Here is a 13,948-nt window from a genome sequence, read left to right as displayed (position 1 = left end):
ATGGATTTCCCGCAACAATTGCAGGCCTGTGTGGAACAGGCTAATGGGGCATTGCGCCGTTTTATCGCGCCGCAGCCCTTTCAGAACACTCCGCTGGTGGAAGCGATGCATTATGGCGCACTCTTAGGCGGTAAACGCCTGCGCCCCTTCCTTGTCTATGCCACCGGCGCGATGTTCGGCGTCAGCCGCACCACGCTCGATGCCCCCGCCGCGGCGGTCGAATGTATTCATGCTTATTCCCTGATGCATGATGATTTGCCGGCGATGGATGATGACGATCTGCGTCGCGGACTGCCGACCTGTCATATTAAATTTGGCGAAGCCAACGCAATTCTTGCGGGAGATGCCCTGCAAACGCTGGCGTTCTCTATACTGAGTGATGCGCCGATGGCCGACGTCTCTGATCGGGACCGGCTGGCGATGGTCTCCGAACTGGCGCAGGCCAGCGGCGTGGCGGGTATGTGCGGCGGCCAGGCGCTGGATCTGGAGGCGGAAGGACAGCAGGTGGATCTGCAGGCGCTGGAGCGTATCCATCGCCACAAAACGGGGGCGTTGATCCGCGCCGCCGTCCGGATGGGGGCGCTGAGCGCCGGCGAACGCGGCCGCGCTGCCCTGCCCGCGCTGGATCGCTATGCGGAAAATATCGGTCTTGCCTTCCAGGTCCAGGATGACATTCTCGACGTGGTAGGGGATACTGCGACCCTTGGCAAACGTCAGGGTGCCGACCAGCAATTGGGTAAAAGCACCTATCCCGCCCTCCTGGGTCTTGAGCAAGCCCGGAAGAAAGCGCACGACCTGATCGCTGATGCCCGCTGGTCGTTAGATGAGCTGGCCGCACAATCTCTGGATACTTCGGCACTGGAAGCGCTCGCGAATTACATTATTCAGCGCGATAAATAAACAATAAATGAGTCTCTGATGAGTTTTGATATTGCCAAATACCCGACCCTGGCGCTGGTAGATTCCACCCAGGAGTTGCGCCTGTTGCCAAAAGAGAGCCTGCCGAAGCTGTGTGATGAGCTGCGGCGCTATCTGCTGGACAGCGTCAGCCGCTCCAGCGGTCACTTTGCCTCTGGCCTCGGCACGGTGGAACTGACCGTGGCGCTGCACTACGTGTATAACACGCCGTTCGATCGCCTGATCTGGGACGTCGGCCATCAGGCCTACCCGCATAAAATTCTGACCGGCCGCCGGGACAAAATCGGCACCATTCGCCAGAAAGGCGGCCTGCACCCCTTCCCGTGGCGCGGTGAAAGCGAGTATGACGTGCTGAGCGTCGGCCACTCCTCGACCTCCATTTCAGCCGGTATCGGGGTGGCTATCGCCGCCGCGAAAGAGGATAAGCAGCGGCGCGCAGTGTGCGTGATTGGCGACGGGGCGATCACCGCCGGCATGGCGTTTGAAGCGATGAACCACGCCGGGGATATCAAACCCGACCTGCTGGTGGTGCTGAATGACAATGAAATGTCGATTTCCGAGAACGTTGGCGCGCTGAACAATCATCTGGCGCAGCTGCTCTCCGGCAAGCTCTACTCCACCCTGCGCGAAGGGGGTAAAAAGGTCTTCTCCGGGGTGCCGCCGATTAAAGAGCTGCTTAAACGAACCGAAGAACATATCAAAGGGATGGTGGTGCCGGGCACGCTGTTTGAAGAGCTGGGTTTTAACTACATCGGGCCGGTCGATGGCCACGATGTGCTCGGTCTGGTCAGCACGCTGAAGAACATGCGCGACCTGAAAGGCCCGCAGTTCCTGCATATTATGACCAAAAAGGGCCGCGGCTATGAGCCTGCCGAGAAAGACCCGATCACCTTCCATGCGGTGCCAAAATTCGACCATACCAGCGGCGTACTGCCCAAAAGCAGCGGCGGTCTCCCTTCCTACTCGAAAATCTTCGGCGACTGGCTGTGCGAAACGGCGGCCAAAGACAGCAAGCTGATGGCGATCACGCCGGCGATGCGCGAAGGTTCAGGGATGGTGGAGTTTTCGAAGAAATTCCCCGATCAGTACTTTGACGTCGCTATTGCCGAGCAGCATGCGGTCACCTTCGCCGCCGGGCTGGCGATTGGCGACTACAAGCCGGTGGTGGCGATCTACTCCACCTTCCTGCAGCGAGCCTACGATCAGGTGATCCACGATGTGGCTATCCAGAAGCTGCCGGTGCTGTTTGCTATCGACCGCGCCGGGATAGTCGGCGCAGACGGCCAGACGCATCAGGGAGCGTTCGATCTCTCCTTCCTGCGCTGTATTCCGGATATGGTGGTGATGACCCCGAGCGATGAAAATGAATGTCGCCAGATGCTGCATACCGGCTACCATTACAGCGACGGCCCCTGCGCCGTGCGCTATCCGCGCGGTAGCGGCACCGGCGCGACGCTCGAGCCGCTGGCATCGCTGCCGATCGGCAAAGGGGTGGTGAAACGTCAGGGCGAGAAAATAGCGATCCTCAACTTTGGCACCCTGCTGCCGGAAGCCGCGGCGGTAGCGGATAAACTCAACGCGACCCTCGTGGATATGCGCTTTGTGAAGCCGCTGGATACGGCGCTGATCCTGCAGCTGGCCGGCGAACACGACGCGCTGGTGACGCTGGAAGAGAACGCCATCATGGGCGGCGCCGGCAGCGGCGTGAACGAAGTGCTGATGGCCCATCGCCGGGCGGTACCGGTGCTCAATATTGGCCTGCCGGATTATTTTATTCCTCAGGGCACTCAGGAAGAGATCCGCGCCGACCTCGGCCTTGATGCCGCCGGTATTGAAGCCAAAATCCGCGACTGGCTGGCATAATTGCCCCTTCCGCTCCTGCTATGCTTAAGAGATACCCTTGATGAATAGCAGGAGCGCACTATGCACTATATCCCCCTCGGTGATACTGCCTTACGGGTTTCCCGACTCTGCCTCGGCTGCATGACCTTCGGCGAGCCGGACCGCGGCAGACACGCCTGGACGCTTCCGGAAGAGAGCAGCCGCCCGCTTATCCAGCACGCCATTGAAGGCGGCATCAACTTCTTCGATACCGCAAACAGCTACTCCGACGGCAGCAGTGAAGAGATCGTTGGCCGCGCCCTGCGCGACTTTGCCCGCCGTGATGAGGTGGTTGTCGCCACCAAAGTGTATCACCAGGTCGGCGATCTGGCGGAAGGGCTTTCCCGGGCGCAGATCCTGCGCTCCATCGACGACAGCCTGCGCCGTCTTGGGATGGACTATGTCGACCTGCTGCAGATCCACCGCTGGGACTATACCACCCCGATTGAAGAGACCCTCGAAGCGCTGGACGAGGTGGTGAAAGCCGGCAAAGCGCGCTATATCGGCGCCTCGTCCATGCATGCCCGACAATTTGCCCAGGCGCTGGCGCTCCAGCAGCAGAACGGCTGGGCGCGCTTTGTCACCATGCAGGATCACTACAATCTGATTTACCGGGAAGAAGAGAATGAGATGCTGCCACTGTGTCAGCACAACGGCGTGGCGGTGATCCCGTGGAGCCCGCTGGCGCGCGGCAGACTGACCCGCCCCTGGGGAGAGACCACCGCCCGGCTGGTTTCGGATGAGTTCGGCAAAACGCTTTACAGCGCCAGCGAAGAAAACGACGCGCAGATCGCCGGGAATCTCGCGGACGTGGCGGAAGAACTCGACGCCAGCCGCGCCCAGGTCGCCCTCGCCTGGCTGTTAAGTAAACCTGGCGTTGCCGCGCCGATTATCGGTCCATCGCGTCAGGAACAGCTCGACGACCTGCTGCAGGCGGTGGATTTGACGCTTTCTCCGGAACAGATCGACAAGCTGGAGGCGCCGTATCAGCCGCATCCGGTGGTGGGATTTAAGTAACAGGTGTGGTTTCCCCGGCAGCATGATGCTACCGGGGAGAGACGATTAAAGCAGACCGATGGGCCAGTGATGGCCAATGACATACAGCACGCCGGCCGAGATCACGCCGGCGACGATATCGTCGACCATAATCCCCATTCCGCCGTGGATATTGCGGTCAAACCAGCGAATCGGCCACGGCTTCCACATATCGAAGATACGGAAAATCACGAAGCCAGCGGCCACCCACTGCCAGTCCAGGGTCGGCAACGCCATCAGGGTGATCCACATCCCGACAAACTCATCCCAGACTATACTGCCGTGGTCATGGGTGCCCATATCTTTGGCCGTGCGATGGCACAGATAGACGCCAATACAGATGCTCATCATCACCACCAGCGAGTAGAGCTGCCAGGGGAGAAAGGTCATCAGATACCAGAACGGGATCGCCGCCAGCGACCCCATCGTCCCCGGTACCACCGGGCTTAAGCCGCTGCCAAAGCCAGTCGCCAGCAGATGCCACGGGTTACGCATGCTCAGGCGGCGTAACGCCTCGTCTCGACTACGCAAAGTGATCGTATCCCTTTAAATCAAGCGCGACCGGCTTACCATCGCGGATAAATTGCAGCCCTTCGCTCTCCGGCGCAATCTGTCCGATACAGGTAAAACGCGCGCCAAGATGGCCAAGGGCCACGTCCAGCGCCCCGCGGTTCAGCTCCGGTACGGTAAAGCACAGTTCGTAATCTTCCCCGCCGGCGAGCGCCCAGCGCAGCGCCTGCTCGGGCTCCACCTGGCGCAGTATCGCGTCGGAATACGGCATGGCATCGAGATCGATGCGCGCGCCGCAGCCGCTGGCTTTAAGAATATGGCCCAGATCGGAGATCAGGCCGTCGGAAAGATCGATAGCCGATGTCGCCAGGTCACGCAGCGCCTGACCCTGCAGCACGCGCGGCATCGGGCGCAGATGACGAGCCAGCAGGTAGTCGGCGTCAGACGGTTCATCCACCGTCAGCCGGTTCTGCAGCACCGCCAGGCCGGCGGCGCTGTCTCCCGGGGTGCCGGTGACATAGATCCAGTCTCCTGGCTTCGCGCCAGCGCGTTTCATGGCGCGCCCTGGCGGCACAAAGCCGTGAATACCCAGCGTCATGGCGAGCGGGCCACGGGTGGTATCACCGCCAATCAGCTGCATATCGTAATAGTCCAGCTGGACAAACAGGCTGTCGCTAAAGGCTTCCAGCCAGGTTTCATCCACCTCTGGCAAAGTCAGCGCCAGCGTGAGCCACGCCGGTTCCGCGCCCATCGCCGCGAGGTCGCTCAGGTTCACCGCCAGCGCTTTATAAGCGAGGTCGGCAGGGTCGATATCGGGTAAGAAGTGATTGCCCGCCACCAGGGTGTCGGTGCTGATTGCCAGCGTTTTTTTCTCGGGGATATTCAGGAGCGCGCAGTCATCGCCGATGCCGGTTTCAACATCAAGGCGGGCGCTTTTAACGCGATCAAAATAACGGGCAATCAGGGAAAATTCGCCGCATGCCATACGTTATGCCTCAGCAAAGAAAAAAATAAGGCCGGGTTCGCGGGATCAGATCCTGCAAAGCCCGGCCTGGCGTTTACTTTTTGCGGGGACGAATTACCGGAGCCGCTTTGTCCAGCACGCCGTTGACGAACTTATGGCTATCTTCAGCGCCGAAGGTTTTCGCCAGTTCGATAGCTTCATTGATGGCCACTTTATACGGTACGTCGTCACGTTTGGACAGCTCAAACAGCGCGATACGCAGCACCGCTTTTTCCACCTGGCCCAGCTCTTCCAGCTGACGGGACAGGTAGGGCTTCATCAGGCCGTCGAGGTACGCGCTGTTAGTCGCCACTCCGGACAGCAGTTCACGGAAATACAGAACATCTACATCTTTTACGTCCTGTTCCGCCAGGAACTGGTATTCGACATCAGCGATGTCGTTGTGGGACAACTGCCAGGAGTAGAGCGCCTGGACGGCACACTCACGGGCGCGGCGACGAGCAGCAGGTTTCACGGAATTCCCCTTACAAAAATCAGGCCTTGATGGCTTTCAATACGTTAATCATTTCCAGCGCGGTCAGCGCAGCTTCTGCGCCTTTGTTACCGGCTTTGGTGCCAGCGCGCTCGATGGCTTGTTCAATACTTTCAGTGGTCAGAACACCAAAGGCTACCGGGATTTCGCTGTCCTGAGCGACATGCGCCAGGCCATTGCTGGCACCGCCAGCCACATATTCAAAGTGGGCAGTACCGCCGCGGATCACCGTACCCAGCGCGATCACCGCGTCATATTTACCGGTTTTCGCCAGTGCGCCAGCCGCCAGCGGCAGCTCATACGCGCCTGGAACCCAAACAACGGTGATGTTTTCATCTTTTACCTGACCAATGCGTTTCAGGGCGTCAATCGCACCTTCCAGCAGGCTGTCATTGATAAAGTTGTTGAAACGCGCAATGGTGATGGCGACGCGAGCGTCCGGGGTAGCAACGTTAGCTTCAATAATGTTCATACTCTTCCTTCGGGTTCATGTGCCCCGCAAGGGGGGCGGATTTTATCATATTATTCTGAGCGCTGCTTCCTAATAATCAGGAAAGCCTCACGCAGTGGTTAAATGCAGGCAGACATCCGGGCCAACCTGACGTATCTCATTGAATTTGAAATGGGGTGCCTGGCTCAGTTCTTCAAGCCCCGGCAGCGCGCATAATCCACGCGCCGCATTGCCTAACAGTTTAGGCGCAATATAGACGATAAGCTCGTCGACAAGGCCAGCCTGCAGCAGCGCCCCGGCGAGCGTCGCTCCCGCCTCCACCCAGACGCTGTTCACCTGCTGTTTGCCAAGCAGCATCATCAGCAACACCAGATCGAGATGGCCGTTATATTCCGGCACCAGCAGCGTACGAACGCTTTCCGGCCACTGGCGCTCATCCGCACGCAGGCGGGCAAACAGCGTTTCTCCTGCCTGCTGCACAATACGGTGCTCAGGCGTGACGCGGTTCTGACTGTCGATGACGACGCGCAGCGGTTGGCGCAAATTCTCTTCGGGATACAGCGCCTGAGTATCCGCGCTCAGCTCCTGCCAGCGCACGGTCAGCGCAGGATCGTCCGCCAGCACGGTGGCGCTGCTGGTGAGGATGGCATGACTTTGGGCGCGCAGACGCTGCACGTCGCGTCGCGCCTGCGGGGAGGTGATCCACTGGCTTTCACCGCTGGCCATCGCCGTGCGGCCGTCCAGCGAGGCGCCCAGCTTCAGCTGCACCCAGGGAAAACCGGTGCGCATCCGCTTCAGGAAGCCCTTATTCAGCGCTTCCGCTTCGTTCATCATCAGCCCGTGGCTGACGTCAATACCGGCCTGCTGCAGACGATACAGACCGCGCCCCGCCACCTGCGGGTTTGGGTCTTGCATCGCAGCGACCACGCGGCTAACGCCGGCGGCGATCAGCGCATCGCAGCACGGCGGCGTACGGCCATGGTGGCTGCAGGGCTCAAGGGTGACGTAGGCGGTGGCGCCCTGCGCCTTTTCGCCGGCCATGCGGAGCGCGTGCACTTCGGCGTGCGGCTCACCGGCGCGATAGTGAAAGCCCTCGCCGACGATCTCGCCGTCTTTCACAATGACGCAGCCAACGTTAGGGTTAGGATGGGTGGTAAAGCGTCCGCGCGCGGCAAGCTTCAGCGCTCGCGCCATGTACATTTCGTCCTGCATGGCTTAGTCCTGTAAGCGGGCGATCTCTTCGCCGAATTCTTTGATGTCTTCAAAGCTGCGATAGACCGACGCAAAGCGAATATAGGCGACTTTATCCAGCTTTTTCAGCTGTTCCATCACCAGATTGCCAATCATTTTGCTGGCCACTTCGCGCTCGCCGGTGCCGCGCAGATGGGTTTTGATATGGTTGACCGCCATTTCCACGTCATCGGCGCTAACCGGACGTTTCTCCAGCGCTTTCAGCATCCCGCTGCGCAGCTTGTCTTCGTTGAAGGGTTCACGCACATCGTTACTCTTCACCACCCGGGGCATCACCAGCTCCGCCACTTCGAAGGTGGTAAAGCGTTCATTACAGACCAGGCACTGCCGACGGCGACGCACGGAAGAGCCTTCCCCCACCAGACGAGAGTCGATCACTTTGGTATCCACGGCGAAACAGAAAGGGCAATGCATAGCGCGTCCTGACAGGTAGTTAAACTGAAGGGTAGTTTACCGCGAAGTGACCTGACTACAAAGAAAGAGCTTTTGAGACAAAGGATCTATGAGAGAGGCAGGCGGTTTGGCTACCATTAAGCATCCTCTGCAAACGGAATCCTGACCATGACAAGACGTTACCTGAAACTCGCCATCGCGGGCAGCCTGTTTACCCTGACCGCCTGCGCCCAGCAAAGCGAAATCCGCCAGATGCACCAGAGCGTGAGTACCCTGAGCCAGGAGATGACCCAGCTCAATCAGCAAACGATCAAAATCACCCAACAAAACGCGCTGAACGCCAAATCCACCCGCGGCGTCTATCTGCTGCCGGAGGCCAAAACCCCGGCGCGGCTGGAGAGCCAGATCGGCACCCTGCGCATGTCGGTGGGCAGCATTACGCCGGACGGCGACGGGTCACGCCTGACTTTACGCATTCAGGGTGAATCCAACGATCCGCTGCCGGCCTTTACCGCCACCGTCGCCTCCGGGCAGATCACCGGCACCACCCACAGCTATCAGGAAGTCAATGTTCAGGATCAGCTGATTAGCGCCCCGGCCAGCATCCTCGCCCCCAGCGATGTGGATATCCCGTTGCGTCTGAACGTGACGCCCGACAAAGTCGGTTTTATTCGCGTCCACGATATCCAGCCCGCCGCCGCACAGTAAATCTTCACGCCGGGCCCTGCCCCGCCCGGCTACCTCCAGCTCCGTCTTTCTTATCCACTTACAACTTTTCACAAGAGTTCATTAGAAATCGTTCTGTATGGCGATTTTCAGTAGCATTTTGTCAAGAAATGCATAGAATCGTGAACGCAATCGATTACGCATGTTCTGGTTATGTGAAACAACACGTATTTTTGTGAGCAATGATTCCTATAATAGACCCCCACAGAAAGACGAAATATTTAGAAACGCTTCGGCACTTCTTTTAACGCCTTCAGGCTCAATTTAAACAGTGGCATTACTATGAAAAAAACATTACTGGCAGCGGGTGCGGTTGTGGCGCTCTCCACTTCTTTTACTGCGGGCGCGGCAGAAAACGATAAACCGCAGTACCTGTCTGACTGGTGGCACCAGAGTGTTAACGTGGTGGGCAGCTACCACACCCGTTTTGGACCGCAGATCCGTAACGATACCTACCTGGAATATGAAGCGTTCGCCAAAAAAGACTGGTTTGATTTCTACGGCTATATCGATGCCCCGGTATTCTTCGGCGGCAACAGCACGGCAAAAGGTATCTGGAACAACGGCTCGCCGCTGTTTATGGAGATCGAACCGCGTTTCTCTATCGATAAGCTGACCAATACCGATCTGAGCTTCGGGCCGTTCAAAGAGTGGTACTTCGCGAACAACTATATCTACGATATGGGCCGTAACGACTCTCAGGAGCAGAGCACCTGGTATATGGGTCTGGGTACCGATATCGATACCGGCCTGCCGATGAGCCTGTCACTGAACGTCTACGCCAAATACCAGTGGCAGAACTACGGCGCGTCCAACGAAAACGAGTGGGACGGCTACCGCTTCAAAGTGAAATACTTCGTGCCGCTGACCGACCTGTGGGGCGGCTCGCTGAGCTACATCGGTTTCACCAACTTCGACTGGGGTTCTGACCTCGGCGATGACAACTTCTACGATCTGAACGGGAAGCACGCGCGCACCAGCAACTCCATCGCCTCCAGCCACATCCTGGCGCTGAACTACGCGCACTGGCACTACTCGGTGGTGGCCCGTTACTTCCATAACGGCGGCCAGTGGGCTGACGATGCCAAGCTGAACTTCGGCGATGGCGATTTCAGCGTCCGCTCGACCGGCTGGGGTGGTTACTTCGTGGTCGGTTACAACTTCTAATTGCGGATACAGCAAGACAGCGCCCGGGCCAGCCGGGCGTTTTTATTTCTCCCACACGTCGCACCGCACTTTGCGCAGAAAATCGCTTAACGAGCGATCGGCACACTCGCTGAATCGACGCTCGGTCGCCCTGACCGCCAGACAACGGTCGAGGCGAAAGTTACGATAATCATTACGCAGCTCGCACCAGGCCACCAGCAGCCAGCGCTCCCCCCAGAAAAACAGCCCCAGCGGCAGCACGTCGCGCTCGGTTACCCGGCCAGACTCATCCTGATAGCGCAACTGCAGCACCTGCTGGCCGGAGACCGCCTGATGAATGACGTCAAAATAGGTTTTGGCATAGCGATGGGCGCCGAGATCGGGGGCAAACAGGCGGGTCTGCTCCGCCTGGCGCCGGCGCGCCTCCGGCAGGATCGCCAGCATCTTCTCCTGGGCGGATTCCAGCGATTGCGACAGCGCCTCACCGCCCCAGGTTTTCAGCAACCGAATCGCGGCGATCAGCGCTTCGGATTCTTTGGTGGTCAGCATCAGCGGCGGCAGATCGTAGCCCGCCAGCAGGCGATAACCACTCCCCGCCTCGCCCTCCACCGGCACGCCGGAGAGGGAGAGATCGCGAATATCGCGATACACGGTGCGCTCCGACACGCCCAACCGCTCCGCCAGCAGCGCGGCGGTAGTGAGCCGCCTGCCGCGCAGGATCTGCACAATCTGAAATAAACGGTCGGCGCGTCGGGTCATGTCTCACTTCACAAAACGTTTAGGTTAAGCCGGCTGGTGCAGGCCGACGCGGTTGCCCTCGCTGTCAGTAAACAGCGCGATGGTGCCAATATCATTCGGCAGCGTCAGCGGCCCGAAAACACACGCCCCACCCGCCGAGGCAACGCGGTCCAGGGTGGCGGCAAGATGGTCTGTATGCAGGTAAATAATAGCGCCCTGCGCTGAAGGGGCGATACCCTCAAATTTGGCCAACGCGCCGCCGGGGGCCGGATCCTGATGCGGGAACACCGCCAGCTCGGCGCAGTCCATGGTTTCGCGACGCAGCGTCACCTGCATCACCTGCTCATAAAACGCGACGGCGCGATCCATATCGGCGACCGGAATTTCAAACCAGTTAATCACGTTATTCATACTTCCTCCTGCTCGTTAGTGAGTTCAGAAGGAGTGTATGGGAGGGCTCCTGACAGCATACTGTCAGCAGGTTTTATCGCGGACAAAAAAATCCCGGCCGCCTGGGCCGGGATGGCTTTATCTCAACTGAACCGGATTACGGCAGAATAGACGGCTGGTCCGCCCCTTCTTTTTCGACCTTCTGCTGCAGCAGATGCTCGCGCTTCATACCCAGTTTCAACGCCAGCGCAGAGGCGACGTAGATAGAGGAAGCCGTACCGATGGAGACACCGATCAGCATGGTCAGCGAGAAGCCTTCCAGAATCGGGCCGCCGAACAGGAACAGCATCAGGATCACCATCAGGGTGGTCCCGGAGGTGATCAAGGTACGGTGCAGCGTCTGGGTCAACGACACGTTGAAGATCTCGTACGGCGTACCGCGGCGGATCTTACGGAAGTTTTCACGGATACGGTCCGATACCACAATACTGTCGTTCAGCGAGTAGCCGATAACCGACATCAACGAGGCCACAATGGTCAGGTCGATCTCGATATGGAACAGCGACAGTACGCCCATGGTGATCACCACATCGTGCGCCAGGGCGATAACCACCCCGGCAGCCAGACGCCATTCGAAGCGGAAGCCGACGTAGATCAGGATACAGACCAGCGCGGCAATCAGCGCCAGGGCGCCAGTTTGCGCGAGGTCCGCGCCGACGCTCGGGCCGACAAACTCAATTCGCTTCACCGCCGCATTCTGGCTGGTCGATTCGTTAATCACCGTCACGACCTTGCTGCCCAGTTCCTGGCTGACGTTGGCGTCATGCACCGGCGGCATACGTACCATGATGTCGCGGCTGCTGCCAAAGTTCTGCACCTGCGGCTCTTCAAAGCCCGCTTTCTGCAGGGAGTCGCGCATCTGGTCCAGATCGACCGGCTTCTCAAGGGTAATCTCGATCACCGTACCGCCGGTGAAATCGAGCCCCCAGTTAAAGCCGCGGACGCCGATGATGGCGATCGACACAATCAGCAGAAAACCTGAAATGCCGAAGGCCCAGTAGTCCCAGCGCATAAAGTCCCAGACTTTACGGCCGTGGTTCAATTGTTCAACAGTATATTCCTGTGCCACAACGCACTCCTCAGATAGACAGCTTTTTAACGCGCTTGCCGCCGTACAGCAGGTTCACGATGGCACGGGTGCCGACGATAGCGGTAAACATTGAGGTCGCGATACCGATACCGGTGGTAATCGCAAACCCTTTAATGGCACCGGTACCGACCGCGTACAGGATGATCACTTTGATAAGCGTCGTCACGTTGGCGTCGAAGATCGAGCTGAACGCGCCGCGATAACCTTCGTCAATCGCCTGCTGAACGGTACGCCCGTTGCTCAGCTCTTCTTTGATACGCTCGTTGATCAGAACGTTAGCATCGACCGCCACCGCAAGGGTTAACACGATACCCGCGATGCCCGGCATGGTCAGCGTCGCCCCCGGGATCAGGGACATAATGCCGACAATCAGCACCAGGTTGGCAATCAGCGCCGAGGTCGCAATCAGACCGAACTTCTTATAGAAGAGGATCATGAACAGGATAGAGACCACCAGGCCGGCCAGACAGGCTTCCAGACCCTGCTTGATGTTCTGCATACCAAGGGTTGGGCCGATAGTCCGCTCTTCGACGATCTGAATCGGGGCAATCAGCGCACCGGCACGCAGCAGCAGCGACAGCTGGCGTGCTTCGTTCGGGTTGCTGATACCGGTGATACGGAAGCTGTTACCCAGACGCGACTGGATGTTGGCGATGTTAATCACCTCTTCCTCTTTCGCCAGGATAGCGCGACCGTTAGCGTCTTTCTTACCGCTGTCTTTATACTCCACGAACAGGGTCGCCATCGGCTTACCGATATTGTCCTTGGTGAAGTTAGACATGATATTACCGCCCGCGCTGTCCAGCGAGATGTTGACCTGCGGCTGGTTGTACTCATCCATGCTGGAGGTCGAGTCGGTGATATGGTCACCGGTCAGGATCACTCGCTTGTACAGCACCACCGGCTGGCCTTCACGCGTCTCTTTCACTTCCGAGTCGCCCGGCACGCGGCCAGAGGCAGCGGCGGACTGGTCCACGTTGGTATTGACCAGACGGAACTCGAGGGTCGCGGTTGCGCCAAGGATCTCTTTCGCCCGCGCGGTATCCTGGATACCCGGCAGCTCAACCACGATGCGGTCAGCACCCTGACGCTGAACCAGCGGTTCGGCGACGCCCAGCTGGTTCACACGGTTACGCAGAATGTTAATGTTCTGCTGAACCGCGTACTCACGGGCTTCTTTCAGGCGCTCATCGGTCATCACCGCTTTCAGGCTGTTGTCACCCTGAGAGGAAATAACCAGATCGCGATGGCGAGGGCTGAGATAAGAGATAGCCTGGTCGCGCGCCGCGCTGTCGCGGAAGACGATGCTCAGACCATAGTTGTCTTCCTTGCGCACGGTCGCGTAAGGAATGCCTTTGTCACGCAGTTCGCTGCGCAGGCTGTCGATGTTCTGTTCCTGCAGTTTGCCTAACGCGGTGTCCATGTCGACTTCCATCAGGAAGTGCACGCCGCCGCGCAGATCAAGACCCAGCTTCATTGGCTCGGCATAGAGTGCCGCCAGCCAGCGTGGGGTTGCCGGAGCAAGGTTTAGCGCCACGACGTATTTGTCACCCAGCACGGTAAGCAGCGCTTCACGCGCACGCAGCTGGGTATCAGTGGTGTCGAAGCGCGCAAGAATAGCGCCCTCTTCCAGTGCCACAGACTTCGCGGTTATTTTTTCTTCTTGTAAAGTTTTCTGGACCTGGATCAGCGTTTGCTCACTGGCGGCGACGCCGCGCGCGCCAGTGATTTGAACAGCCGGATCCTCACCATACAGGTTGGGAAGCGCATAGATCAGGCCGACGACAATGACGACGACCAGCATGACGTACTTCCACAAAGGATAACGGTTTAACACGGCAGTTCCCTTTGGGAAAAGTTAGA

15 protein-coding genes are annotated in these 13,948 nt (G+C 58.7%); 5 read left to right on the top strand and 10 right to left on the bottom strand.

Annotated features, from left to right (window positions below; genetic code table 11):
- The 3 genes from ispA to HMPREF3142_RS05415 are packed head-to-tail and all read left to right on the top strand — an operon-like array spanning position 1 to position 3,816.
- The gene (gene ispA / locus HMPREF3142_RS05425; RefSeq protein WP_070611731.1) at positions 1-900 is read left to right on the top strand and encodes a (2E,6E)-farnesyl diphosphate synthase; all 900 of its coding nucleotides are present in this window, start codon (positions 1-3) and stop codon (positions 898-900) included.
- Positions 901-918: 18 nt separating this feature from the next.
- The gene (gene dxs, locus HMPREF3142_RS05420; RefSeq protein WP_016160374.1) at positions 919-2,781 is read left to right on the top strand and encodes a 1-deoxy-D-xylulose-5-phosphate synthase; all 1,863 of its coding nucleotides are present in this window, start codon (positions 919-921) and stop codon (positions 2,779-2,781) included.
- A 60-nt stretch (positions 2,782-2,841) separates the two neighbouring features.
- Complete coding sequence (locus HMPREF3142_RS05415) at positions 2,842-3,816, top strand: aldo/keto reductase (RefSeq protein ID WP_012542698.1); 975 nt, start codon at positions 2,842-2,844, stop codon at positions 3,814-3,816.
- 45 nt (positions 3,817-3,861) lie between these two features.
- Here the strand turns inward: HMPREF3142_RS05415 and pgpA are convergent, their stop codons facing one another.
- The 6 genes from pgpA to nrdR form a co-directional block, all read right to left on the bottom strand.
- Positions 3,862-4,365, bottom strand: coding sequence for a phosphatidylglycerophosphatase A (gene pgpA / locus HMPREF3142_RS05410; protein WP_008805378.1), 504 nt, complete (start codon positions 4,363-4,365; stop codon positions 3,862-3,864).
- Positions 4,358-5,329: a thiamine-phosphate kinase gene (gene thiL / locus HMPREF3142_RS05405; RefSeq protein WP_012542699.1), complete on the bottom strand. Its 972-nt coding sequence runs from the start codon at positions 5,327-5,329 to the stop codon at positions 4,358-4,360. The genes pgpA and thiL overlap by 8 nt, the downstream gene beginning before the upstream one ends.
- 73 nt (positions 5,330-5,402) lie before the next feature.
- The gene (gene nusB / locus HMPREF3142_RS05400; protein ID WP_008805376.1) at positions 5,403-5,822 is read right to left on the bottom strand and encodes a transcription antitermination factor NusB; all 420 of its coding nucleotides are present in this window, start codon (positions 5,820-5,822) and stop codon (positions 5,403-5,405) included.
- Between the two features lie 19 nt (positions 5,823-5,841).
- Positions 5,842-6,312 carry a 6,7-dimethyl-8-ribityllumazine synthase gene (gene ribE, locus HMPREF3142_RS05395; RefSeq protein ID WP_001021161.1) on the bottom strand — a complete coding sequence of 157 codons (471 nt, stop codon included), beginning with the start codon at positions 6,310-6,312 and terminating at the stop codon, positions 5,842-5,844.
- 87 nt (positions 6,313-6,399) lie between these two features.
- Complete coding sequence (gene ribD, locus HMPREF3142_RS05390; protein ID WP_008805375.1) at positions 6,400-7,503, bottom strand: bifunctional diaminohydroxyphosphoribosylaminopyrimidine deaminase/5-amino-6-(5-phosphoribosylamino)uracil reductase RibD; 1,104 nt, start codon at positions 7,501-7,503, stop codon at positions 6,400-6,402.
- A gap of 3 nt (positions 7,504-7,506) precedes the next feature.
- Positions 7,507-7,956 (bottom strand): transcriptional regulator NrdR, encoded by a 450-nt coding sequence (gene nrdR, locus HMPREF3142_RS05385; RefSeq protein WP_002890417.1) that lies wholly within the window; start codon positions 7,954-7,956, stop codon positions 7,507-7,509.
- Positions 7,957-8,103: 147 nt separating this feature from the next.
- On the opposite strand from nrdR, the gene HMPREF3142_RS05380 reads away from it, so the two are divergent.
- A complete protein-coding gene (locus HMPREF3142_RS05380; RefSeq protein WP_008805374.1) occupies positions 8,104-8,643 on the top strand; it encodes a SadB/YajI family lipoprotein in 540 nt (179 codons plus the stop codon).
- A gap of 300 nt (positions 8,644-8,943) precedes the next feature.
- Positions 8,944-9,828: a nucleoside-specific channel-forming protein Tsx gene (locus HMPREF3142_RS05375; RefSeq protein ID WP_004204836.1), complete on the top strand. Its 885-nt coding sequence runs from the start codon at positions 8,944-8,946 to the stop codon at positions 9,826-9,828.
- A gap of 42 nt (positions 9,829-9,870) precedes the next feature.
- Here the strand turns inward: HMPREF3142_RS05375 and HMPREF3142_RS05370 are convergent, their stop codons facing one another.
- The 4 genes from HMPREF3142_RS05370 to secD all read right to left on the bottom strand — a co-directional run bounded on the left by HMPREF3142_RS05370 (position 9,871) and on the right by secD (position 13,922).
- Positions 9,871-10,566, bottom strand: coding sequence for a helix-turn-helix transcriptional regulator (locus HMPREF3142_RS05370; RefSeq protein ID WP_008805373.1), 696 nt, complete (start codon positions 10,564-10,566; stop codon positions 9,871-9,873).
- Positions 10,567-10,590: 24 nt separating this feature from the next.
- Positions 10,591-10,956 carry a VOC family protein gene (locus HMPREF3142_RS05365; RefSeq protein WP_023322139.1) on the bottom strand — a complete coding sequence of 122 codons (366 nt, stop codon included), beginning with the start codon at positions 10,954-10,956 and terminating at the stop codon, positions 10,591-10,593.
- A 136-nt stretch (positions 10,957-11,092) separates the two neighbouring features.
- Positions 11,093-12,064 (bottom strand): protein translocase subunit SecF, encoded by a 972-nt coding sequence (secF, locus tag HMPREF3142_RS05360; RefSeq protein ID WP_008805371.1) that lies wholly within the window; start codon positions 12,062-12,064, stop codon positions 11,093-11,095.
- Between the two features lie 10 nt (positions 12,065-12,074).
- On the bottom strand, positions 12,075-13,922 hold the full coding sequence (secD, locus tag HMPREF3142_RS05355) for a protein translocase subunit SecD (protein WP_008805370.1): 1,848 nt from the start codon (positions 13,920-13,922) through the stop codon (positions 12,075-12,077).
- Positions 13,923-13,948: the final 26 nt, after the last annotated feature.

The organism is Klebsiella sp. HMSC16C06, assembly GCF_001808325.1.
Lineage (GTDB): Bacteria > Pseudomonadota > Gammaproteobacteria > Enterobacterales > Enterobacteriaceae > Klebsiella > Klebsiella variicola.
The sequence above is the reverse complement of the archived record's forward strand: the minus strand, read 5'-3'. Positions and strand labels throughout refer to the sequence as shown.